This window comes from Streptomyces sp. NPDC051563 (assembly GCF_044454225.1).
Classification (GTDB): Bacteria; Actinomycetota; Actinomycetes; order Streptomycetales; family Streptomycetaceae; genus Streptomyces.
Window position 1 is genome coordinate 401,870 of record NZ_JBITDL010000002.1, and the last position, 22,057, is coordinate 423,926.

The window sequence follows — 22,057 nt, forward strand, 5'->3', positions numbered from 1 at the left end:
TGGGCTAACTTCCCGACTTCGGTGGCGAATTGACCACACTCTTCGCTACCTTGGGTAGTGCACCGCTCACGCATGGGAGTTGGAAGTGCATCGCCGCAGCATGCCTCGGCCTCGGCGACGAGCCACTGCCCCCACGCACCGCGAGAGCAACCCGTGCGCGTCGAGCTCACCGAAGCTGCGTCCTCATCCGCGTCTCGCCAGGGAGTCCGTCATGCTCAGCCCCTTCATGCCCCCCAGCCCCGGCTGCTTCGATGCCTGCCCGCCGGCCGACGAGCCGCCCTCGCCCGACGAGCTGTCGTGCAGCCTGACCGTGCCGGGGGAGCCGTACAGCGCCCAGATCGCGCGCAGCACCGTACGGTCCGTGCTCCACGCCCACCACCTCGACCGGGCCGTGCCCGCCGCGGTGCAGGTCGTCGGGGAACTCATCGCCGCGGCCTGGTATTTGGACCCGGGCCGGAGCCTCTACCTCGCCCTCCGCCACCGCGAAGACGCCCTCCGCCTCACGGTCTACGACGGGCACACCCCGCATACCCACCCCCGCCTGGCCGCCCACTGCGAAGCCCGCCGCAGGGCGGCCCTACGGGTGATGGCCGCCGTGGTGCGCGACTGCGGCGGAGCCTGGGGCTTCGGCGAGTCCAGGGAACCCGGCGGCGGCACCCGGACCTGGGCGAGCCTCCCGGTCGCCGGCGCCGCCGGGTACCTGGCTTCCTAGGGACGCTGTGACCGACGGCGCGTACCGTCACGAAGGTCGGCGTCTGGACCGCCTTGCGGACCGCGCTTCTTCCAGGTTCGTCCTCACCACGTCAGTTATCGGATGGCCGGAGCTGAGTGCGCGCTCGCAATCTGCGAGGGTGCGCTCGTACAGCGCTATGGCTCGCTCCAGATGCCCCACAGACGTGTACGCGTGCGCGAGATTGTTGCGGGAGATAAGTGTGTTGGGGTGGTTATCGCCTAGCACAAGCTCGAAGTTGGCGAGGGTGTGCTCGTACATCGGCATGGCCCGTTCCAGATCCCCGCCCGCCTCATACGCGTGCGCGAGGTTGTTCAGGGAGGTCAGCGTATGGGGGTGGTCATCACCCATCAGGCGCTTGCGGTTGGCGAGGGCTTGCTCGTACATCGGGACGGCCCGTTCCAGATCCCCACCCGCCTCATACGCGTGCGCGAGGTTGTTGAGGGAGGTGAGTGTCTTGGGGTGGTCGTCACCCAGCAGGCGCTTGCTGTCGGCGAGGGTTTGCTCGTACATGGGGATGGCCCGTTCTAGATTCCCCGCCGACTTGTACGCGCCCGCGAGGTTATTGCGGACACCAAACGTGTAGGGGTGGTCCTCGCCGCTCAGTCGCTCGAAGGTGCTCAGTGCGCGGAGAAAGACTTCGATGGCAGGGGTGAGCGCGCCCTGTTCACGCCGGTAGTTGGCCGCGCGGTTGAGAGCCAGGGCCGTGTGGATGGTGTCGTGTTCAGGTGCGTGCAGGCTGGTGAGGGTGTCGGTGTGGGGGAGGAGCGCTCGACACGTCGCCCAGTTGGCCGGGTCGTCGACGTTGGACGGGAAGGCGTCCGAGAGGAGTTCCGCGGCCCGGTCCCGGGCCTGGTCGATCGCCTGGTGTTGCCGGTGGGCATCGGCCGGGTCAGGGGTGCGGGCGAGGGTTTGGACGAGGCGGTGTACGGCCAGGGTGCCGTCGTGGTGGTCGGTGATCATGCTGTGCGCGGTGCGGCGGCCGATCGCGGTGGGGAGTTCGGGGGCTTCGGCGAGGGGGGTGAGGAGGGTGCGGGGGATGTGGTCGGGGGCGTACCAGGCCAGGATCCGCAGGATGTCCACGGCGAGCGGGGTGGTGGCGAGGGTGTCCAGGGTGATGCGCCAGGCCCGGGCGATGGTGCGGTCGGGGTCGCCGCCCTCGGTGCCGGCGGCGAGCGTCGCGGCGGGGCGGTGGGTCAGCATGGCGAGGTAGGCGCGCGGGCTGGTGCCGGTCTCGGCGCAGTAGGCGGCGGCCAGTTCCACGGCCAGGGGAAGGTCGCCGAGTTCCGCGCAGACCTCGGCGGCGCCCGTGGTGTCGCGGGCCGCGCCGTCGGTGAGGACGCGGACGAACAGGTCCAGGGCCTCGTTCCGGGCGAGGACGTCGAGGCGCACGGAGGTGGCGGTGTGGTGCCAGCCGGTGGCGCGACGGGTGGTGATCAGGAAGCGGCCGGTGCCGACGCGGTCGAGGAGTGAGGTGATGTCGGCGGGGCGTTCGACGTTGTCCAGGACGATGAGCCAGTCGTCGTGGGCGGTCAGCCATTGCAGTGCGCGTTCCACGAGGAACGCGGGGGGCATGACGGCCAGCGCGGGCTGGAGGGACCGGGTGAGGTCGGCCAGGCCGGTGTCGATGGCTTCCCGGCTGTCGGCGGTGATCCACCAGCGGGGGTTGCCGGTGTGGTGCCGGCGGACCCAGTGGGAGGCCGGGCTCGACTTCCCGATCCCGCCCAGGCCGTGCACGGCCTGCACGACGACCTCGCCGGGTGTCGCCAACGCGGCGTCCAGCAGGGTGAGGGCCTCGGCGCGGCCGACGAACAGTTTCGTGGCGGGCGCATTGCACAACCCGGCGGGTGCCTGGACGTCGGCGACCGGCCCGTACGCCTCCTGCGGCAGGATCGTGCCGTTCTCGACGTAGAGGGCGACCGAGTTGAGGATGTCCCGGCCCGCGGCGATCGACCCCCGGTCGGCGTCCACCGCCGGTTGCGACGGTCCCTCGGTCGTCGGCGGGCCGCCCTTCCCCGGGGGCTGCCCGAAGCTCGGGAGCTTCACGCTCCCCTCTGGGCGGTCGAACCGTCGACGTCACCACCGGCGGCGATCGCTCCTCCGCTCGCGGATATCCCCGGGCCGGCCGTGGGCGCCGGTGCGCTGCCTGCGGACGGGGAGGTGTCACGGGCCTGCGCGTTGCGGACGGTGCCGCGCGCGGCGATGGCCCCGCCGTTCGCGTGTACCGGCGGTACGGGTGCGGCCGCGGCGGCCGACGCCCGCAGCTGGAGGAGGCCCACCACCAGGGCGCCCAGCCCGGCCACGGCTCCGGCGATCCCCCACACCTGGCTGGACCGCTCGAGGTCTCCCGCCGTCACCCAGACCAGCAACGTGACCGCAGCCACCGTCCCGGCCACCGCCAAGGTCCACCACAAAGCCCTCATGGCCCCATGCTCTTCCACCCACAAGATCAAAGGCCTGGATTCGTCGAACTCAGGGCCGAGGCCGGCGCGGGTCGGCGCCCAGGCTGGTCCAGTACTTCGTCCCGCGGATGATCCGGCCGTCGCGGACGGGTCGGGGGACAGAGCAGGAGGCCGAGGGCGGTCACCAGCATGACCGCGGCCGTCACGGCGTGGACGCCGTACGCGAGGGCCTTCGGGCCGCCGCTGCGCACCACGATCAGGGTGTCCGCGGATCGTCGACCGGGGTGTCGGGAATGCCGAAGCCGGTGGCGTTCCGCGGCTTCGCGAAGACCAGCGCGCCCATGGCGATGAGGGCCGCGCCGAGCAGACCGGCGAGAACGGTGGCGAGGGTGGTGAGCATCGGCTGTCCTGTCCTGTCCTGTCCTGTTCGGTGAGGGAAGCGCTCTGAACGCCGAGGTGGCGGTCAGGGGTACGCCCACGGGCCGGGCTGAGGGGATCAGCCGCGGCGGGCGGAGTTCAGGCGGGCGGCCTGGCGGGTCAGGTGGTCGCGTTCCGCGAGGTTGGGGGCCCGGTGGGCCGCCTCGGCGTACAGGCGGGCCGCCGTGGCCGGGTCTCCGTCGCGCTCGTGGAGGTACGCGGCCACCGCGGTGTGGCGGGGGAGGGCCGCGTCCAGCTCCGCCAGCGCCGCCAGACCCGCGCGCGGGCCGTCCGCCTCGCCGACCGCCACCGCCCGGTTGAGGCGGGCGATCGGGCTGTCGGTCAGGCGGACCAGCTCGTCGTACCACTCCACGATCTGCACCCAGTCGGTCTCCTCGGTGCTCTGCGCGTCGGCATGGAGCGCCGCGATGGCCGCCTGCGCCTGGAACTCGCCCAACCGGTCCCGGGCGAGGGCGGGATGCAGGATGCCGATGCCCTCGGCGATCAGCCGCGTGTCCCAGCGGCCGCGGTCCTGCTCGGCGAGCGGCACCAGACTGCCGTCGGGGGCGGTCCGGGTCGCACGCCGGGCGTGGTGGATCAGCATCAGGGCCAGGAGCCCCGACACCTCGGGATGGTCGATCGAGGCCGCCAGGCCGCGGGTGAGGCGGATGGCCTCGGCGGCGAGGTCCACATCGCCGGAGTAGCCCTCGTTGAAGACCAGGTAGAGCACGCGCAGGACCGTACCGACGTCGCCCGGGCGGTCGAAGCGGACGGCGGATACGGTGCGCTTGGCCCGGCTGATGCGCTGCGCCATCGTCGCCTCGGGGACGAGGTAGGCCGCGGCGATCTGGCGCGTCGTGAGCCCGCCGACCGCGCGCAGGGTGAGCGCGACGGCCGAGGACGGGCTCAGCGACGGGTGGGCGCACAGGAAGTAGAGCTGGAGCGTGTCGTCCACGGCGGTCGCCGGACCCGGCGCCGGCTCCTCCTCCACCCGATCCTCGCGCCGGCGGCGGGCGGTGTCCGCCCGCGTCGCGTCGAGGAACCGGCGCCAGGCCACCGTGACCAGCCATGCCTTCGGCTCCCGCGGAGGCTCCTCGGGCCAGACGCGCACCGCCTCCAGCAGGGCCTCCTGGACGGCGTCCTCGGCCGCCGCGAAATCTGCTCCGCGGCGGACGAGGATTCCGAGGACCTGCGGGGTGAGGCTCCTGAGCAGGGCCTCGTCCATGTCAGTGGCACTCGGGGACGGTCGGGGGCGCGGCCATGAACGGGCGCAGCTCCAGCCACTCGTGGATCGGCTTGCCGCCCGCACCGGGGGCCGCCGACAGCTCCCCGGCGAGCTCGACGGCGCGCTCGTAACTGTCCACGTCGATCACCATCCAGCCGGCGATCAGGTCCTTGGTCTCGGCGAAGGGGCCGTCGGTGACGGGCGGGCGGCCCTCGCCGTCGTAGCGGACCCAGGTCCCCTCGGGGGCCAGCGCCTGACCGTCGACGAACTCGCCGGTGCCCTCCAGCTTCGCCGCGAAGTCGTGCATGTACTGGATGTGGGCCGTGATCTCCTCGGGCGTCCACTCGCTCATGGGGACGTCGTTGGCGCAAGCCGGGGCGCCGCGGTAGTGCTTCAGAAGCAGGTACTTGGCCATGATGGTCTCCTCCGTGCGGTGCGGCCATTGTGGCCGCTTCCGCAGAGGAGACGGAGCGGGGCACGGGTTCTCGACATCGCCGGCGAAGTTTTTTCCACGGGAAGTCGACGGGACTCCGGCGGGCCCGGACCGGGCGGTCGTGCCACCCGGTCCGGGCCGTGTTTCCAGCTGTTCGGGCGCGGCCGGCTCAGATGCCGTGGGCGCGGCCGCCGAACTGGCCGAACCAATTGCTGTAGCCGTGCCCGTGCCCGTGCCCGTTGCCGTGCCCGTTCCCGTGGTCGCTGCCGTAGCCGTACCAGTAGGTGTGGCAGTGCCACCGGCCCCAGCTCTGGTGGTGGCCGTGCTGGGTCCAATGGCAGTAACGGACGCGGTAGCCGTCGCCACCGTGATCGCGATCGCGATCGCGCTGACCGTCGTGACCGGACGCCGGCGCGGTGACGCTGGTGGCGGGGCCGGCCTGCGGCGCCGTCACCGGTGCGGCGAGGGCCTGGGAGGGCAGCAGCGCTCCTGCCGCGGCCAGAGCGGCCGAGGCGAGGAGGACGGCGATGCGTCTTCGGCACGGTCCGCGGGGTACGCGGGGTGTGTCGGTCATGAGAATCCACCTCCGGCGAGCAGACAGGGACAGGGACAGGGTCGGGAACGGAGGGGGCGGGGATCGCCTGCTCTCCGCGATCCCCGCCCCCTCCGTTCCCACTGAACCCCGGCCGTCGCACGCCGTCATGCCCCTGATGTTCGGGGCTTGACGGGTAGCGCGTCCTGCGCCTCGTCCCGCCGGCGGAACTGTCCCGCCGGCGGAAACGACTTCGGTGCGCACCGGGCCGGGGAGGGCTCGATGCGCACCGAAGGAGGGTGGTGCCGGGTCAGCGGGTCAGCAGGTGGGGATGCGGTTCAGGTTCGCGGCGTAGCGGGCGGCGATCCAGCCGCGGCCGTCGGCGAGCTTGTACCAGATCGCGTTGCCGTCGACCTCGGTGCCGTTGGTCTTGCACATCACCTGGACCTCGGTGCCGTACTTGACCACGCCGGCCTTCTTGTACTGCGTGCCGGGGCCGGTGCGCACGTGCAGCTTGTCGCTGACGATGCGGGCCGTGGGCTTGCCGGGCTTGTCGCCCTTGCCCCCGTGGTCCTTGCCGCCGTGGTCTTTGCCGCCGTGGTCGTTGCCGCACTTGCACGCGCCGGGCTTGCCCTGGTCGCCCTTCGGGCCCTTCGGGCCCTGCTCGCCCTTCGGGCCCCTCGGGCCCTGCTCGCCCTTGGGTCCGCCGGGGCCGCGGTTGCCCTTCGGGCCCTGCTCGCCCTTGGGGCCGACCGGTCCGCGCGCTCCCGTCGGGCCGGCCGGTCCGCGCGCTCCCGTCGGTCCGGCCGGTCCGGTGTTCCCGCGCCCGCCCTGGTTGCCCTTGTCGCCCTTGTCGCCCTTGGGGCCCGCGGGACCGGTGTCGCCCTTGGGTCCGCCGGCCGGGCCCGTGTCGCCCTTCGGGCCGGGTGCGCCCGTGTCGCCCTTCGGCCCCTGGGGGCCTCCGGCCGGCCCCTGGTCGCCCGTCGGGCCCGTGGGGCCGGTTTCGCCCTTCGGGCCCTGGTGGCCCTTGTCGCCCTTCGGACCCTTCGGCCCGGTGTCGCCCTTCTCGCCCTTCTCGCCGCGCTCGCCCTGGTCGCCCTTGTCGCCCTTGGGACCGGGGCGGCCCGGCTTGCCGTGGTGACCGGGCTTTCCGTCGTGGCCCGGCTGGCCGTCGTGCCCGTCGTCGCCCTTGGGGCCCGTCACCGGGGTGGACACCGCGTACAGACCGCGCGAGGAGCCGTCGGCGGCCCACTCGCCCCCGTCGAGGGTCGTCCCCTCGGGAGCGTCCGCGTCCACCCGTACGAGTACGCCCAGCCGGGTGCCGCCCTCAGCCGGGAAGGCGAAGCCCGCGCGGGTGCCCGCGTCGCAGGTCAGCTGGCGGGCGTTGCCCGAGAGGGTGCAGGGTGCGGCCGCACGGTCACCGTTCCAGTAGAAGCGCGCCTCGGGGAAGGTCGTCCGCTCCGGCGCGGTGATCCGGAAGCTGCTGCTGAGGGCCGGATCGCCGCCGGTCTCCGCCACGATCACCACGCGGCCGGTCTTTCCGGCGGCGATCGAGGGGACGTACGGCTGGGAGAACCGGATGTGCGGCGAGCCGGCGGCGAAAGCCGGCACGGCCGGCAGCAGGCAGGTCGCGGTGACGGCCGCGACGACCAGGGCGGCCGACGTGCAGCGGGAAGCAGACAAGGGTGTTTCCTCCGCGAGGAAAAGCAACGGAACCGGAGGGCGACCGCCGAATGCGGTCTTCCGGTGGACAAAAGTCCCAACACCAGTTAAAAGCTGACAATGCGACCTGGTTGTGTACGACGCGTAACCGATCACTCGGCAGCCGCGTGAATCCCTCCGCCCGCCCGCATCAGGACGTACGCCGCCTCGCGCGCCCGCACCGCCGCCCCCGGGCCCGGTTCCAGGGCCGCGACCACCGTGGCCCCCTCGACCAGCAGCAGCAGGTGATCCGCCAGGTCCTCCCGGCCCGGACCGGCGATGCCGGCCAGCAGCGCCCGTAGCTCCGCCTTGTGGCGGCGTACGACGTCCAGCACCCCGGCGGGACCCGCGCCCAGCTCCCCGTACGCGTTCAGGAACGCGCAGCCGCGGAAGTCCGGCTCCGAGAACCACCCCGCGAGCCACTCGAAGACCGCCCCGACCGGGTCGGGCCGCCCGGCGGCGGCCGCTGCGCTCAGGCTCGCCATCCAGCGGCGGTCACGGCGCTCCAGATAGGCGGTGACCAGCGACTCCTTGGCCGGGTAGAGGCGGTAGAGCCGCTTGAGCGGGATGCCCGACCGGGCCCGGATGCGGTCCATGCCCACGGCCTGGATGCCTTCGGCGTAGAACAGCGCCTCCGCGGCGTCCAGCAGGCGGGTGCGGGCCTCTTCGTCGTTCATCGGGGCGGCGGGCATGCGAGCAGCGTAGACCAGGATCCCTTGCGCCGAGAACGGGCGTTCTCTAGGCTGACGCCCACACCGAGAACGACCGTTCTCCGCACTCCCGCCCGCCCGTCCGCCCCACTCCACCCACCCACCCACCCACCCGTCCGTACAGCCGAGAGGTCCCCGCCATGACTGCCTCCCCTGCTCCTGCCGCCGGTTCCGTACGGCCGCCGCTGCCGCCCTTCACCGAGGAGTCCGCCCGCGCCAAGGTGCAGGCCGCCGAGGACGCCTGGAACAGCCGCGACCCCGAACGCGTCGCCCTCGCCTACACCGAGGACTCCGCCTGGCGGAACCGCGACCGCTTCCTGAACGGGCGCGCCGAGATCCGCGCCTTCCTCGCCGACAAGTGGGACCGGGAGCTGGAGTACCGGCTGCGCAAGGAGCTGTGGGCCTACACCGAGAACCGCATCTCGGTGCGCTTCGAGTACGAATGGCACGACACGAGCGGCCAGTGGTGGCGCAGCCACGGCAACGAGCAGTGGGAGTTCGACGCCGCGGGCCTGATGCGCCGCCGCGAGGCCAGCATCAACGACATCCCGATCGAGGAGTCGGACCGCCGCCTCTGAGCCGGATCCGCCGAGTTAGGCTGAAGGCAACCTCCGGGGAGGCAACGTGACCGAGCGCAAACCGCCTGGCGTCAGCTTCGAATCCTTCGTGGACCGCCAGATCAGACAGGCCGGGGAACGCGGCGACTTCGCGGAACTGCCCGGCTTCGGCAAGCCGCTGGCCTCGCTCGACGCCCCGTACGACGAGCTGTGGTGGATCAAGGGCAAGCTCCACCGCGAGGGCTTCGCGGTCCTCCCGCCGGCGCTCGCGCTGCGCAAGGAGGCAGAGGACGCCCGGGAGGCGCTCAAGGCCGCCCGCACCGAACGCCAGGTCCGCGACCTCCTCACGGACATCAACGACAAGATCCGCGCGGCCCTCCGCCGCCCCCCGCCGGGCCCCCCGCTGAACCTTGGGGAATTCGACGTAGAAGCCGAACTCACCCGGTGGCGGGAGTCCCGGGAAACCTGAGGATCCCGGAAGTCCTGAGGGTCCGGCATCGGCACGAGCCGAGGGGCGCCTGCCGCCGCGGGGCGGGCAAACCCGATGGCACGGACGGCCTTCGGGCGACGAGACTGCGTCGGTGAAGCCCCTCCCCTCGGCGCCTCTGCCGGACCCGCGCAACCGCTGTCTCGTTCCCGACTACGAGGGCATGCATGTGCTCGTCGCGGAGCTGGTGGTGCCCGGCGACGCGTCGATGTACGTCATGAGCGCGCTGGAAACCTCCCGCGAGCTCCTCCGGCACTCCTACTTCCGGTACGAGTTCGCCACCGCGGCGGTCACGCACTCCCTGTTCGCCCTGGAGCACGTCCTCGCCGAACGCCTTGCCGTCAAGGAGCCGCTCCACGCCCTGATCGAGCGGGCCACCGACACGGGGCTCGTCCCGGCCGACCTCGCCGCACGACTCGACCGCAGTCGGCAACTGCGAGACGAGCTTACGCAGGGCGCCGTCACCAGCGCCGATCTCAACCCGACCAGGGGCATCGCGCTGCTACGCGCCGTCTTCGACGCCGTAACCCTGCTCGTCGGCCCCCGGCCTGCGGCGCAAGGCGCGGAAGGGGAGGCAGCGGACCCGGGAACGGAGCCGCTCGAAGCCCGGCTCGCCCGGCTTGCCGAGGAACACAGGCGTGCGCTGTACCCCGACAGCTTCCGCGGCGTGGACATCGGAGGCGTGGAACTGATCCTCCTGGACGCGGACGTCGCCGGCCTCGTCCACACCGAGCTGAACGGCGGACTCGACGACAACGGCATAGCCGCCCTTTGGGGCTGCATCGCCGACCTCGACACGCTCGAGCCGCTGATCGACTCGGAGTACTGCGCCTCGTACTTCGGCAGACTCCGGGCACTGGCCCGACTCGCAGTGGCGCGCCACATCCCCGCCGCGACCTGACGCTCGCAGAGCGGGCTACGGCGCGTGCGCGGCGGCCCGGTCCGACTCGCTGCGCAGGACGCAGAACTCGTTGCCCTCGGGGTCGGCGAGGACCGCCCAGCCCGAACCGTCGGGGTTGCGGTGGTCGCCGACGAAGGAGGCCCCGAGGCCCAGGATGCGGTCCACTTCCTCGTCCCGCGAGGTCTCGGGGCGCAGGCACAGGTGGATCCGGTTCTTGACCGTCTTCGCCTCGGGGACCTGGTTGAAGTACAGCACCGGGCCCTCCGCCAGCGGCACTTGCGCATCGAGGGCGCCCGGCCGTGCCCCCTCCGGAAGCGGACGGCCGGTCACCCGGCTCCAGAACAGGGCCAGCTCATAGGCGTCCGCACAGTCGATCGCCACGTTCTGCACTACCGAAACCATGGCCCGAGTCTTCCCGATCCCCCCACCGGACGCCACGCAGCCCCACCGGACCGGACCGGACCGCACCGGACCGGACCGGATCGGAGCGGCCTAGTCTTCGGCGGATGACGTACTTCCACGAGGACCTGACCCAGCACGCGCGCTGCATCTACGGGGACGAGTACGGGCCGACGCCGCCGTGCGGCCTGGAGCACTTCGAGTACCTCTTCGTCGAGCAGCTCACCTTCGCCGACGCGGACGAGATCACCGGCATGCTGCACGCGCTCTCCCCGCACCTGGTGGACGGTCTGCTCCCGGTCTGGATACGCAACCTCGCCTACCGCCTCGCCACCCTCCAGCGACCTGAAGACGCACCCCTGCTGCGCGAGGCGGCCGGCAGCCTCTACGCCTACGGCCCGAGCTGGGACGACACCGCCGCCGAGCTGACATCCAGAGCCGACACCCTGGAAGCCCGCTAGGCACGGTGCAATCCCGTTGACCGCCCCCGGCAGGCGGTGCTTGAGTCGGCGGGTGGACAGCATTCCCGGCAACAGGCGGTTCTGGAACCAGATCAGCAGCACCTACCAGCGCGAGCACGACCCGCAGATCGGCGCGGCGCCCCGGCTCTGGGGCACGTACGCCATCCCCGACGCGCAGCTGCACGCCCTGGGCGAGGTCGCCGGCCGGCGCGTCCTCGAACTCGGCTGCGGCGCCGGCCAGTGGTCCAGGGTGCTCGCCGCCGAGGGCGCCGCCGTGGTCGGGCTCGACCTGTCCGAGGCCCAACTCGCCGCGGCAGCCCGCGCGAGGGGAGCGGCCCGCTACCCGCTGGTGCAAGGCGCCGCCGAGCAGCTCCCGTTCGCCGCCGACAGCTTCGACCTGGTGTTCTGCGACTACGGCGGGCTCAGCTGGGCACCCCCGCACCTGGCCGTCCCGGAGGCCGCACGCGTCCTGCGCCGCGGCGGGCGCCTGGTCTTCAACGTGGCCAGCCCATGGTTCGAAGCCTGCTACGACGAAGCCGCCGGCCGCGCGACCACGACCCTGCACCAGGACTACTTCGGGCTGAACACCATCGCCGAAGGCGACGGCGCGACCAGCTACCAACTCACCTACGGCGACTGGATCAGGGTCCTGCGCGGGGCGGGCCTCGTCATCGACGACCTCATCGAACCGCGCCCGGCCCCCACAACCCCCAACGGCTACAACCCAACGGACCCGCCGGACTGGGCCCACCGCTGGCCGGCGGAAATGCTCTGGCTCACCCACAAACCGTAAACACCACCGCCCCGACACCCCGCCCGATCCACGGTTGACCAGGAGCCCTCAGCCGTGGATCGGGAAGGATGCCTGGAATGCCAGACGCTCGTCAGCGGCGTCGCCGATGAGAGCGAGAAGCCCGTCGAGCGCGATGAACTCTTCCCATGGCGCACGGCCGGTCGCCCGGGCCAGGTGCGCCACGACCAGGTCCTCCAGGTCGGGGACGCGCTTGTTCTTCCAGATCTTGTCGGCGAGGCTGACCAGCAGGTCCTCCAGGCCGACCCGCGCGTCCGCCCAGGACGCGTGAGTCGCCGCGAAGCGCGCCAGCTCCGGGCTGAAGCCGTGGCCGATCAGGAGAGCTTGCCCGGCCTCCTCGTGCGCCGATCCGGGCCCGGAGAGTTCGGCGACGTGCACCGTCTTTCCCACGTCATGCGTGGCCGCCCCGAAGAGCACCGCCTCGCGGTCGAAGATCAGGGCGGGGCAGTGCCGTTCCACCCAGTCGACCAGCTGGTGTGCGACGTCATGGACGGCACGCAGATGCGCTGCCAGTCGCGGCGGGCTTCCCAGGTCCGAGAGGAGCGCTGCGACACGAGCCGGCAGAGGCAGCAGTGCCGGGTCGGCAATGCCGCTCGCGGCCCGCGACAAGAGGGTGTTGGCCATCACCGCGTCAGGGTAACGACGGTCAGGTTCTGCGCGCCCCCAGCGCGGTCAGGGCCTCGGTGACGCGGTCCGCCTGGTGGGTGGCGCCGCGGAGGTTGGGGTGGAGGACGGTGCAGGCCTCGCCGCGGGCCGGGATGGAGCGGCAGAGCTCGGAGGGTGGGTCGCTCTGCTCGCCCGGCCCGGTCAGGGTGTCCTTGATCCCGTACATCCAGCGCTGCTCGGCGCCCGCGCACACCCCGTGGCCGGTGCTGGAGGAGTACGTGTCCACGTACACCGCGCCGTTGCTGCGGGCCTGCTCCCGCAGGAGGGTGTTGAGCCGGCGCTCCACGGAGTCGAGCCAGGGCATGTCGCCCTTGGCGACGGTTCCGAGCTGGTGCCAGGACCCCCAGCCGCATCCCGCGGAGCTGTCGACGATGGCCGGATATCCGACGACCGCCACCCGGGCGCGCGGAGCGCGCGTGCGGATCTCCTTCAGCAGGGCCGTGAAGTCGGCCTCCAGCGCGGTGAACCGGGCGTCGAGCCCCGCGGCGCCGCCGCCCCGCGCGTAGTGATCGGTGCACGGGGTGCCCGTACCGAAGGAGGCCAGACCCCGCTTCACGCAGGTCTCGACGATCTCGGAGAAGCCCACGGAGTTGCCGCCGGCGCCGACCGTCACGAGATCGGCGGCCGCCGTAACGGCCTTGACCTGCGCCGCCTTTGGAGCCCAACCGCCCGGTGGTGGCACGGACGGCGGCCCCTTCAGCTCGGACTGCGGGCCCAGCAGCCCCGCTCTGACCTCCGCGCCGGAGCAGGTGACATCGGTGAGCTTCAACCCCAGCCGCCGCGCGGCCTGGTGCGGATAGTCCTGCTCGGAGCGGCCGCATCCGTCGGTGTTCCAGGGCCGCACGAAGGAGGCGGCGCTGTAGGAGTCCCCGAGGGCGACATAGGAGAGGGGAGTGGGCGCCTGCGGCGCGAGAGCGGTCGCGAGGACGGCGGCCGCCGCGGCGGCGACGGTGGTGAGGGCGAGACGCATCATGACGGCGGTACCTCCGGCTCGGGCGCCGCCACAGCCGTTCCGCAGCGCGCATCACCAAAAGTAGCCGACATGACTACGGAGAGTAATCGTTCGGGGTGGGGTTCGTTCGATCGAGTGAACGGGAGAGGGGGAGGGGCGGGGGGAGGGGGTGGGGGGTGGGGGGTGGGGGTGCGGATGCGGGTGGGGCTACGCCTGCCCGTGTGCCTGGGTGATCAGGTCCGTCGCGACCTCCAGGGCGGCCTGGCGGGTCTCCTCCGGGTCCCCCTCGACGTGCTGGAGGAACATCATTCCCGCGTGCAGGGTGAACAGGGCGCTCACGCACCGCACCTGGTCGGCCAGTGGGGCGTCCTCCTGGCCGGTCCGGAGCAGCTCGACCAGGGCGAAGAGCCGCTTCTTCACCGTCTCGCCGATGGCCAGCTCCCGCAGCGAGGCCTGGTTCTCCTGCATGAAGCGGTACAGCGAGGCGCCGCCGGCCATCGCCTCGCTGTAGCGGCGCAGGACCTCCCGCTTCATCTCCAGCGAGCGCGGCTGCTCCTCCGCCCACTGGATCAGCTCGTCGATGGGCCGGGTCAGGTCCTCGAACAGGCTGATGATGATGTCTTCCTTGGTCTTGAAGTGGTAGTACAGCGCCGCCTTCGTGACCCCCAGCGCCTCCGCGATCTCCCGCAGCGACGTCTTCTCGTACCCCTGCCCGGCGAAGAGTTCCAGTGCGACGTCCTGGATGCGCTGGCGCGTATCGCCACGGCGCTGCTGCGGACCGCTGCTGGACATGACTCTCCCCTGACTACTTACTTGACGCCCGGCTAGTTACGGGTCTACCTTCCACAGTGTAGTCAACTAGCCGGTCGGCAAGTAAGTCCCAGGGCCGGTGCGTATGCGCCAGGGGAGTGGAACATGGTGGAAATCAAGAAGAACGCGGACACCTCGGAGGAGGTGAAGCCGCGCAGCGTGCGTGTCGTCCTGATGGCGCTCATGATCGCGATGCTGCTGGCCATGCTGGACAACATGATCATCGGCACGGCCATGCCGACGATCGTCGGCGAGCTCGGCGGGCTGGAACACCTCTCCTGGGTCGTCACCGCCTACACGCTGGCCACCGCCGCCTCCACTCCCATCTGGGGCAAGATCGGCGACATGTACGGGCGGAAGGGTTCCTTCCTCACCTCGATCGTCATCTTCCTGATCGGCTCCGCGCTCAGCGGCATGGCCCAGGACATGGGCCAGCTCATCGGATTCCGCGCGATCCAGGGCCTCGGCGCCGGTGGTCTGATGGTCGGCGTCATGGCGATCATCGGCGACCTAATCCCGCCCCGCGAGCGCGGCAAGTACCAGGGCATGATGGCCGGCGTGATGGCCCTCGCCATGATCGGCGGACCGCTGGTCGGCGGCACCATCACCGACCACATGGGCTGGCGCTGGTCCTTCTACATCAACCTCCCGCTCGGCGCCGTGGCCCTGGCCATGGTCACCGCGGTGCTGCACCTCCCGAAGAAGAGCGGGGCGGAGCGGCCCAAGATCGACTACCTCGGCGCGGCCCTGCTGACCATCGCGATCACCTCCACCGTCCTGGTCACCACCTGGGGCGGCACCGAGTACGCCTGGGGCTCCGCCGAGATCATCGGCCTGATCGCCGTCGGCATCGCCTCCATCGCCGGCTTCCTCTACGCCGAGACCAAGGCCGCCGACCCGGTGATGCCGCTGCACATCTTCCGCAGCCGCAACTTCACCCTCATGTCCGTGATCGGCTTCCTGGTCGGCTTCGCGATGTTCGGCGGCGTGCTCTACCTGCCGCTCTTCCAGCAGTCGGTCCAGGGCGCCTCGGCCACCAACTCCGGCCTGCTGCTCCTGCCGATGCTGCTCTCGATGATGGTCGTCTCGCTGGTCGCGGGCCGGATCACCACCAGCAGCGGCAAGTACAAGATCTTCCCGATCATCGGCGGCGGCCTCATGGTCGTCGGGCTCTTCCTGCTCGCCACCATGGACACCGGGACGAGCCGCCTGATGTCCGGCGTCTACATGGCCGTCCTCGGCGCCGGCCTCGGCTTCCTGATGCAGATCACGATGCTGGTCGCGCAGAACAGCGTCGACATGAAGGACATGGGCGTCGCGTCCTCCTCGGCGACCCTGTTCCGTACGCTCGGCGGCTCCTTCGGCGTGGCGCTGATGGGCTCCCTGTTCACCAGCCAGGTCACCAGCACCATGACCGACCGGCTCGGCCCCGAAGCGGCGGTCAAGGCGGGCTCCGCCCAGCTCGACGCGGCGAGCCTGGCGAAGCTCCCGGAAGTCGTCCGGGACGCCTACCAGCACGCGGTGGCCGCCGGTACGCACTCGGCGTTCCTGCTGGGCGCGGGCATCGCGGTACTGGGCTTCGCAGCCGCCTGGTTCGTCAAGGAAGTCCCCCTGCGGGGGGCCGGGCCGGCCGGTGCGGCCGGCGGTGGCTCGGCGAAGGCGGAGGTCGCTCCGGAGGCGGCCGTCATGCACTGAGTTGCTCACGCTCGCGTGGGTGGTGGGCCCGGGCCGGAGGATCTACGGATCCTTCGGGCCGGGCCCATCGGCTTGCCCCGGGTGGGGCGGCTGAGGCCGGGGGCGGGGCCGCTGCGCGGGGCCTTCCCCCACCCCGCCCCTTCCCGAAACCGGGGGCTCCGCCCCCGGACCCCCGCTCCTCAAACGCCGGAGGGGCTGGGGGTGGCCGGGCTGGGGGTGGCCGGAGGGGCTGGGTGCGGCCGGAGGGGCTGAAAAGGGGTCGGCTACTTCACGGCCGAGAGCTTCTGCCAGGCCTCCCATGTGAGGTTCCACTCGCCGAAGCCGTTGCCGGCGGCCACCGTTTCCTTGCCGCCCGTCACGTCGAAGACGTCGCCGATCTGGGCCTGGTCGTAGAACCACGTGGCGTCGGCCGGCTTCATGCCGATGCAGCCGTGGCTCCTGTTCGCCGAGCCGATGTAGCCCTCCGCCCATTCCGCCTGGTGCGCGTACGTGCCGGAGACCGTCAGCCGCATCGACTTCTGCACCTGCTGGTCGTAGCCGGTCAGGCCGACCGAGGAGGCCTTCATCCGGATGGTGCCCTCCTTGGACATGAGGGGCATCTTCCCGCTCCACGTCGGCGTCTTCGCCGGATCGCCCGCCGTGATCGGTATCGACCTCACCACCTGCCCGTCGTGCTCCACCGTCATCTCGTGGGAGGTGATGTCCACCTTCGCCATCCGGCTCTGCCCGATGGTCGCGGAGGTCGAGTACGACTTCGTCAGGTAGCGGCCGCTGCCCGTGGCCACCCCCGACAGGGGAGCGTCCAGGGTCACCTGCGTGCCCGGCTTCCAGTACTCCTTCGGCCGCCAGTCCACCCGGTCCTTGCCGGTGAGGGTCTCCGTCAGCCAGCCCCACGAGCCCTCGGTGCCGTTGTTCGTGGTCACCTTCAGCCGGCGCTCGACCGCCGCCTTGTCCTTCACCTCGTGGTCGAAGGTGAGGGAGAGGGGCTGGCCCACGCCGACCGTCGTGCCGCCCGCGGGCAGCACCGTCACCGTCTCCGTCTGCTCCTTGGAGGGTGCGAGGGTGCGGAAGGCCGACTCGGACACGGTCTCCTTGCCGTCCTGCGAGCCGGCCGTCGCCCTCACCTTGTACGCGGTGTCCACCGCCAGGCCGTCCTTCGGCGTGAACGCCCCGTCCTTGAGCGTGCCCTCGGCCTGCTTCCCGTCGGGTCCGGTCACCGTCAGCGCCGTCAGCCGGCCGTGGTCCACCCGCGCCGTCAGCGGTGCGTCGGGCTTGACGTCCTTCGCCCCGTCGGCCGGGTCCAGGCTCACCTCGGTGGCCGGCCGTGAGGGCGCCGCCGGCTCCGCGCCCCCGCCGCCTCCGGCGCCTGCGCATGCCGTCACCGACAGGGCGATCAGGATGAGCAGGGCCGGCAGCGCGTGCGGAGCGTGCGGGCGGGTCGTTGCTGCCTTGCGCATGGGTGGGTGAACCTCCGGCTAGAGCCCGGGTCTTGGGACCGGGATGTCCGGTATGAGGCCGGTCCGGCGCTGCTCGGTTTCAGCCGGGACGGAATTCGGGACGATGGAGGACCAAAGTCCTACAAGCCGGAATTTATGGTCCATTCGGCTGGAACCCCGCATCCACGGCCGACGTCCTGACCAGTGCGGGGTCACACGGCGGACGTGGATATGGGGAGTTGAGACAGCACATGGGGTTCATGACGCGCAGGCAGATGCGGGGTACGAAGGCACGGATCGCCGTCGCCGGAGCCGTGGCGGCGGTGGCCGCGACGGCGTGGGGGGTGACGGCGCTCGTGGACCCGGGCCACGACACCAACCACCAGAACGTCTCCCGGCGGACCGACGACCCCGCGAAGGGAGGCGACGCCGAGCCGCAGGCACCCGGGAAGCCGGGCGGGCAGGTCCCCGACGGCATAGCCCACGCGTCGGAGAGCGGCGGCGACGCGGTCAACATCACCATCGACGACGGACCCGACCCCAAGTGGACCCCGAAGGTGCTGGAGGTGCTGGAGAAGTACGAGGTGAAGGCGGTCTTCTGCATGATCGGACCGCAGGCCAAGGACCACCCCGAGCTGGTCAGGAAGGTCGTCGCGGGCGGCCACCGGCTCTGCGACCACACCATGGACCACAACACCGGGATGGACAAGAAGCCCTTCCCCTACCAGCAGCAGCAGATCCTGGACGCGAAGAAGCAGATCGAGGAGGCCGCGGGCGGCGGGGCCAAGGTGCAGTACTACCGGGCCCCCGGCGGCTCGTTCACCCCCGAGAGCCGGGCCCTGGCCGCCGCCAACGGCATGCGCCCGCTCGGCTGGAACATCGACACCAAGGACTTCAGCAAGCCGGGCGTGGCCGCGATCGTGGGCACGGTCAAGAACGAGATCGGCAACGGTCCCACCATCCTCTTCCACGACGGCGGCGGCGACCGCACCCAGAGCGTCGAAGCCCTCGACCAGGTCCTCGCCTGGCTGAAGGAGCAGGGCCGGCCCACCGGCTTCCCCGTGGTCACCGGCCCCAGCGCCTGACACGCCGTCCGGTGGCGAACGGGTGAGGGTCGACGCCCCGCCGCCGCCCGGGGTGTTCGCTGGTCGCGCACGCAAGCCCGTACGGGCGCAGGCACGCGCCCGTACGCCCCGTACGCCCGACCAGGAGGTCTCCGTGGCCATCGCCCCCGGGAAGCTGTCCGACCCCGTCGTCGGCGCCCTCGTCAGCGCGGTCAACGCGCACGACAGGGACGCCTTCCTCGCACTCCTGACCGCCGACGCGACCATGTCCGACGACGGAAACGAGCGCGACCTCCACGAATGGATCGACCGGGAGATCTTCGACTCCGGCGGCCACATGGACGTCCAGTCCGAATCGGACGGCGGCCGCACCCTGACCGTCGGCTACCGCAACGACACCTGGGGGGAGATGCGCACCTCCTGGCGGTTCGTCATCGCCCCCGGCGGCGGCCGCATCAGCCGCTTCGAGACCGGTCAGGCCTAACACGCGTCCACCGCGGCCCGGCCGGATCCCGTACGGGTGAAAGGGCGCCCGGTGTCGTTCCGGCCCGCCGGAGGGGCCCGTTGGTCCGGGCATGAACCGCACCCGCACCGCCGCCCTCGTCCTCGCCGCCGCCGCGGCGGCCCTCGCCCCGGCCCTCTCGGGCCCGGCCACCGCCGCGGACGGCGGCGCGTACCTCCAGGACCCGAGCGGAGGGGAGAAGTCCATGAAGTCGAAGTGGACCAAGGACGACATGCACAAGGTGGAGGCGCAGTTCCGCTTCTTCCCCTCGATCCAGTACAAGACCATCACCCGCCCCGGCCCCAAGGGCGCAGAGGAGTACGAGCGCAAGATCGGCGACCCCACGACCCTGGCCTGGGAACCGGCGTACGAGTTCGCCTGGTCGGTGGCGGATTCGCAGGGGGTCAAGAAGGTGCTGACGACGAAGGACGGCAAGCAGGTGCTCGTCCTGCACGCCGTCCTGCGCGATGCGCGGCGTACGGAGGTGGCGCAGGTGCACCAGGAGCTCAAGAACCGGCCCGCGACGGGCCGTACGAAGATCCCGGGCGGCAAGCGCATCGCATGTGACACCGGGACCTACACGGTGCAATGGTCGGTGACCCGGACCGGCTACGGCACCCTCACCGGATCCCTGCCGTGGGACTCCAGCTGCGAGCAGTGGCGGACGGCCTTCACGCCGAAGAACCAGGGCGCGAGCTGATCTCACCGGATCGCGCACCCGAAGGAGGTGGGCCGGCCGCCCCGCGCGCCTTGTGGGCGCTCGCGGGCGACTGGGCCTCGGCCTTGGATCAAAGCCGTACCAGCCATCATGCCTCCCGGGGTGAGGGACGGCAGGGGGCGAAGGTCCCTTTCGACAGGGGCGTTCGGGCATTTCTCCGCGCCGGACGGGCGGCGCCGGGTCAGCGCGCCTTCTTGGCCTCGTTGGCCTTGGCGGCGATCTCCTCCAGGACGGCCTTCGGGTCACCGGAGGGGTCCACGGCGCGGCCGATGTTGCGCTTGATGGTGTCGCTGATGACGACCCAGGACGGGTCGTTGACCGGGTAGAGCTGCGCACCGCGCAGGGCGTTCAGGAACTGCTGGTCGTTCTTGTCCATGCCCGAGGAGCCGGCCAGCGTGCGGGAGGCCGAGACGGTGGACGGCAGCAGGTGGTAGCGGCCGGCGAAGTCCGCGAGGTTCTTGTCCCGGTAGACGAAGTCGAGGAACTTGCCGATCTCGTCGCGGTGGCCGTTCTGCTTGAAGGCCATCATCCAGTCGGCCACGCCCACGTTCGGCGGGACCTCCCCGGAGCCCAGCATCTCGGAGGGGGGCATGGCCACGGTGCCGACCGTGATCCCCTTGGAGCGCGCCTCGTGGGCGAGCTGGGGGTAGCCGTTGAGCATGCCGACCTCGCCGCGCGTGAACGCCGCGAAGGCGTCGGCTCGGTTGAGCTGGGACGGGGGAACGGGGCCGACCAGTCCGGGTTCGACCAGGTGCTGCTTGATCCACTTGAAGGTCGTGATGTTCTGGTCGGAGGCCAGGCTGTAGTTGCCGCTGCTGTCGGCGTAGCCGCCGCCGTTGCTGAGCTCCCAGATCATCGCCTCGGCGTGCGCCTCCTCCGGGCCCAGGGGCAGGGCCAGGGGGGTCTTGACCCCCTTGGCCTTGAGCGCCGTGGCGGCGGCCTTCAGGTCCGTCCAGGTCTTGGGCTGCCAGCCGTTCTTGGAGTCCTTCGGGATGACCCCGGCGTCGGTGAGGAGCTTCTCGTTGTAGAAGAGCAGGCGGCTGCTCGCCACGAAGGGCAGGCCGTAGAGGGTGTTGTGGACCGAACCGGCGTCGGCGAGGGGCTGGAGGAAGTTCGCCTCGGCGGTGACCGAGAGCAGCTCGGGCGCGGAATAGAGCTTGTCCTGCGCCGCGAAGTCCGAGTAACCGCCCATGAGGGCCATGTCCGGGGCGTTGCCGTCCTTGACCATGCGGGAGACTTCGCGGTCGATGTCGGCCCACGGCAGGAGCTGGACCTGCACCTTGATGTCCGGGTTCGAGGCGGTGAAATCGGCCGTCACCTTGTCCCAGAAACCCTTGGAACTGGTGGCGGGGTTGTCCCCGTACTCGGCGGCGACGAGGCGGATGGTACCGCCGTCATCAGCGCTTCCGCCGGAGCTGCCGCAGCCGGCCAGCGGTATCAGCAGACCGAGCACGACCGTGGTGGCGGCCGCGCTGAAGATTCTTCGTCGCACGGGTGGATTCCCCTGATTTTCTTTTGAGTCCCGTTATTACTTATGAGTTACTCCGGGCTGTGGTGTCCCTCGTTGGCCCGTTGGCCGGAATTCTCTCCTGAGGGAGGGCGGTTGGTTCCATTGGGGCGGCACTTGTGGTCAATGCTCCAACTGCGGCATTTCAGAATGGTGTTTTCCGATATGTGATCAACAATTCGGACGCGCGTAGACGTGCCGAAACGCCCGTTTCCGGTCAGGGAACGGGTCGGAACGGCCGGAACGGTCCGGCGGGGGAGGGGAGGAGGGGGCGGGCGGCCGGACTCAGTCCGCGAAGTCGCCCGCGTACGGATCGGGCTCGCCCGTTTCGGGGTTGCGCCCCTCCTGCCAGCGGCGCTGGGCCTTGCGCCAGTGCACGAAGCTGAGGTGGCCGCCGTCCCAGAAGGTGATGCCGACCGGGCTCACGTCGAACTCGTCGTTGCACAGCAGGTAGAGGAACTCGGCCATGCCGTACGGGTACACGGCGAAGGAGTCGGCGGTGTGCCGGCCGACCACCAGAACGGGCCAGCGGTCGGGATCGGGGTCGGTCGTCAGCCAGCACAGGATGTCGGAGCCGCCGGTGACGCCCCAGGCGAGGATCGACTCCGGGTCCACGTCGAAGGCGGCCCGGCCGCCCTCCGCCTCCCAGGCCTGGCGGGCGTTGGCCGTCTCCTCCGCCATCTGGGCCGGGTCCCACTGGAGTCCGGGCTTGGGCAGCGGCAGCAGCACGCTGGCCTCGCCGTTGATCGAGCCCGCGCCGTAACGGCCCATGAAGGCGATGAAATCGGCGGGGAAGCGGCTGCCCCAGACGGCCTCGGCCGCCTGCCAGTCGATGTCCTCGTCGGCTCCGTGGGTCGCCGGCATGATCTGCTCCAGCGCTTTGATGCGCGCGTTCTCGGTCATGCCGCTCCCCTGCCACCCCAGCTCAACCGCCCCAACCT

The 22,057-nt window shown here is 71.2% G+C and carries 25 protein-coding genes; 10 read left to right on the forward strand and 15 right to left on the reverse strand.

The window, feature by feature from the left end; translation table 11 throughout:
* The first annotated feature begins 211 nt into the window (after positions 1–211).
* Positions 212–712 (forward strand): ATP-binding protein, encoded by a 501-nt coding sequence (locus ACIA8F_RS04075; RefSeq protein ID WP_399376585.1) that lies wholly within the window; start codon positions 212–214, stop codon positions 710–712.
* 27 nt (positions 713–739) lie between these two features.
* Here the strand turns inward: ACIA8F_RS04075 and ACIA8F_RS04080 are convergent, their stop codons facing one another.
* The 8 genes from ACIA8F_RS04080 to ACIA8F_RS04115 form a co-directional block, all read right to left on the reverse strand.
* Positions 740–2,776 carry a tetratricopeptide repeat protein gene (locus tag ACIA8F_RS04080; RefSeq protein WP_399376586.1) on the reverse strand — a complete coding sequence of 679 codons (2,037 nt, stop codon included), beginning with the start codon at positions 2,774–2,776 and terminating at the stop codon, positions 740–742.
* A complete protein-coding gene (locus ACIA8F_RS04085; RefSeq protein ID WP_399376587.1) occupies positions 2,773–3,153 on the reverse strand; it encodes a hypothetical protein in 381 nt (126 codons plus the stop codon). The genes ACIA8F_RS04080 and ACIA8F_RS04085 overlap by 4 nt, the downstream gene beginning before the upstream one ends.
* A gap of 235 nt (positions 3,154–3,388) precedes the next feature.
* Positions 3,389–3,532: a hypothetical protein gene (locus tag ACIA8F_RS04090; protein ID WP_399376588.1), complete on the reverse strand. Its 144-nt coding sequence runs from the start codon at positions 3,530–3,532 to the stop codon at positions 3,389–3,391.
* Between the two features lie 96 nt (positions 3,533–3,628).
* Positions 3,629–4,774, reverse strand: a complete 1,146-nt coding sequence (locus ACIA8F_RS04095) for an RNA polymerase sigma factor (protein WP_399376589.1) — start codon at positions 4,772–4,774, stop codon at positions 3,629–3,631.
* Between the two features lies 1 nt (position 4,775).
* Entirely contained in the window at positions 4,776–5,189 is a 414-nt protein-coding gene (locus ACIA8F_RS04100; RefSeq protein ID WP_399376591.1) for a YciI family protein, read from the reverse strand.
* Between the two features lie 187 nt (positions 5,190–5,376).
* A complete protein-coding gene (locus tag ACIA8F_RS04105) occupies positions 5,377–5,781 on the reverse strand; it encodes a hypothetical protein (protein WP_399376592.1) in 405 nt (134 codons plus the stop codon).
* A gap of 276 nt (positions 5,782–6,057) precedes the next feature.
* A complete protein-coding gene (locus tag ACIA8F_RS04110; protein ID WP_399376593.1) occupies positions 6,058–7,422 on the reverse strand; it encodes an SH3 domain-containing protein in 1,365 nt (454 codons plus the stop codon).
* Positions 7,423–7,553: 131 nt separating this feature from the next.
* Positions 7,554–8,132, reverse strand: a complete 579-nt coding sequence (locus tag ACIA8F_RS04115) for a TetR/AcrR family transcriptional regulator (RefSeq protein ID WP_399376594.1) — start codon at positions 8,130–8,132, stop codon at positions 7,554–7,556.
* A gap of 158 nt (positions 8,133–8,290) precedes the next feature.
* Between ACIA8F_RS04115 and ACIA8F_RS04120 the strand changes: the two genes are divergently transcribed.
* The 3 genes from ACIA8F_RS04120 to ACIA8F_RS04130 all read left to right on the forward strand — a co-directional run bounded on the left by ACIA8F_RS04120 (position 8,291) and on the right by ACIA8F_RS04130 (position 10,095).
* On the forward strand, positions 8,291–8,728 hold the full coding sequence (locus ACIA8F_RS04120) for a nuclear transport factor 2 family protein (RefSeq protein WP_399376595.1): 438 nt from the start codon (positions 8,291–8,293) through the stop codon (positions 8,726–8,728).
* 46 nt (positions 8,729–8,774) lie between these two features.
* Positions 8,775–9,176, forward strand: a complete 402-nt coding sequence (locus tag ACIA8F_RS04125) for a DUF1992 domain-containing protein (protein ID WP_399376596.1) — start codon at positions 8,775–8,777, stop codon at positions 9,174–9,176.
* Between the two features lie 112 nt (positions 9,177–9,288).
* Positions 9,289–10,095: a hypothetical protein gene (locus tag ACIA8F_RS04130; protein ID WP_399376597.1), complete on the forward strand. Its 807-nt coding sequence runs from the start codon at positions 9,289–9,291 to the stop codon at positions 10,093–10,095.
* A 15-nt stretch (positions 10,096–10,110) separates the two neighbouring features.
* On the opposite strand, the gene ACIA8F_RS04135 is transcribed toward ACIA8F_RS04130, so the two are convergent.
* Entirely contained in the window at positions 10,111–10,497 is a 387-nt protein-coding gene (locus ACIA8F_RS04135) for a VOC family protein (protein ID WP_399376598.1), read from the reverse strand.
* A 104-nt stretch (positions 10,498–10,601) separates the two neighbouring features.
* Between ACIA8F_RS04135 and ACIA8F_RS04140 the strand changes: the two genes are divergently transcribed.
* Positions 10,602–10,955 (forward strand): hypothetical protein, encoded by a 354-nt coding sequence (locus ACIA8F_RS04140; RefSeq protein ID WP_399376599.1) that lies wholly within the window; start codon positions 10,602–10,604, stop codon positions 10,953–10,955.
* 52 nt (positions 10,956–11,007) lie between these two features.
* The gene (locus ACIA8F_RS04145; RefSeq protein WP_399376600.1) at positions 11,008–11,748 is read left to right on the forward strand and encodes a class I SAM-dependent methyltransferase; all 741 of its coding nucleotides are present in this window, start codon (positions 11,008–11,010) and stop codon (positions 11,746–11,748) included.
* A gap of 48 nt (positions 11,749–11,796) precedes the next feature.
* On the opposite strand, the gene ACIA8F_RS04150 is transcribed toward ACIA8F_RS04145, so the two are convergent.
* The 3 genes from ACIA8F_RS04150 to ACIA8F_RS04160 all read right to left on the reverse strand — a co-directional run bounded on the left by ACIA8F_RS04150 (position 11,797) and on the right by ACIA8F_RS04160 (position 14,176).
* Entirely contained in the window at positions 11,797–12,390 is a 594-nt protein-coding gene (locus tag ACIA8F_RS04150) for a phosphohydrolase (protein ID WP_399376646.1), read from the reverse strand.
* Between the two features lie 22 nt (positions 12,391–12,412).
* Positions 12,413–13,405 (reverse strand): SGNH/GDSL hydrolase family protein, encoded by a 993-nt coding sequence (locus ACIA8F_RS04155; RefSeq protein WP_399376601.1) that lies wholly within the window; start codon positions 13,403–13,405, stop codon positions 12,413–12,415.
* 186 nt (positions 13,406–13,591) lie between these two features.
* Positions 13,592–14,176, reverse strand: coding sequence for a TetR/AcrR family transcriptional regulator (locus ACIA8F_RS04160; RefSeq protein WP_399376602.1), 585 nt, complete (start codon positions 14,174–14,176; stop codon positions 13,592–13,594).
* A gap of 123 nt (positions 14,177–14,299) precedes the next feature.
* On the opposite strand from ACIA8F_RS04160, the gene ACIA8F_RS04165 reads away from it, so the two are divergent.
* The gene (locus ACIA8F_RS04165; protein WP_399376603.1) at positions 14,300–15,889 is read left to right on the forward strand and encodes an MDR family MFS transporter; all 1,590 of its coding nucleotides are present in this window, start codon (positions 14,300–14,302) and stop codon (positions 15,887–15,889) included.
* A gap of 263 nt (positions 15,890–16,152) precedes the next feature.
* Here ACIA8F_RS04165 and ACIA8F_RS04170 read toward each other — a convergent pair whose 3' ends face one another.
* Positions 16,153–17,346: an Ig-like domain-containing protein gene (locus ACIA8F_RS04170; RefSeq protein ID WP_399376604.1), complete on the reverse strand. Its 1,194-nt coding sequence runs from the start codon at positions 17,344–17,346 to the stop codon at positions 16,153–16,155.
* A gap of 239 nt (positions 17,347–17,585) precedes the next feature.
* On the opposite strand from ACIA8F_RS04170, the gene ACIA8F_RS04175 reads away from it, so the two are divergent.
* The 3 genes from ACIA8F_RS04175 to ACIA8F_RS04185 all read left to right on the forward strand — a co-directional run bounded on the left by ACIA8F_RS04175 (position 17,586) and on the right by ACIA8F_RS04185 (position 19,591).
* Positions 17,586–18,410, forward strand: coding sequence for a polysaccharide deacetylase family protein (locus ACIA8F_RS04175; RefSeq protein WP_399376605.1), 825 nt, complete (start codon positions 17,586–17,588; stop codon positions 18,408–18,410).
* Positions 18,411–18,543: 133 nt separating this feature from the next.
* Positions 18,544–18,873 carry a nuclear transport factor 2 family protein gene (locus ACIA8F_RS04180; RefSeq protein ID WP_399376647.1) on the forward strand — a complete coding sequence of 110 codons (330 nt, stop codon included), beginning with the start codon at positions 18,544–18,546 and terminating at the stop codon, positions 18,871–18,873.
* A 91-nt stretch (positions 18,874–18,964) separates the two neighbouring features.
* A complete protein-coding gene (locus tag ACIA8F_RS04185; RefSeq protein ID WP_399376606.1) occupies positions 18,965–19,591 on the forward strand; it encodes a hypothetical protein in 627 nt (208 codons plus the stop codon).
* Positions 19,592–19,790: 199 nt separating this feature from the next.
* On the opposite strand, the gene ACIA8F_RS04190 is transcribed toward ACIA8F_RS04185, so the two are convergent.
* The gene (locus tag ACIA8F_RS04190) at positions 19,791–21,101 is read right to left on the reverse strand and encodes an extracellular solute-binding protein (RefSeq protein WP_399376607.1); all 1,311 of its coding nucleotides are present in this window, start codon (positions 21,099–21,101) and stop codon (positions 19,791–19,793) included.
* Positions 21,102–21,401: 300 nt separating this feature from the next.
* Positions 21,402–22,019 (reverse strand): SMI1/KNR4 family protein, encoded by a 618-nt coding sequence (locus tag ACIA8F_RS04195; protein ID WP_399376608.1) that lies wholly within the window; start codon positions 22,017–22,019, stop codon positions 21,402–21,404.
* Between the last annotated feature and the right edge of the window lie 38 nt (positions 22,020–22,057).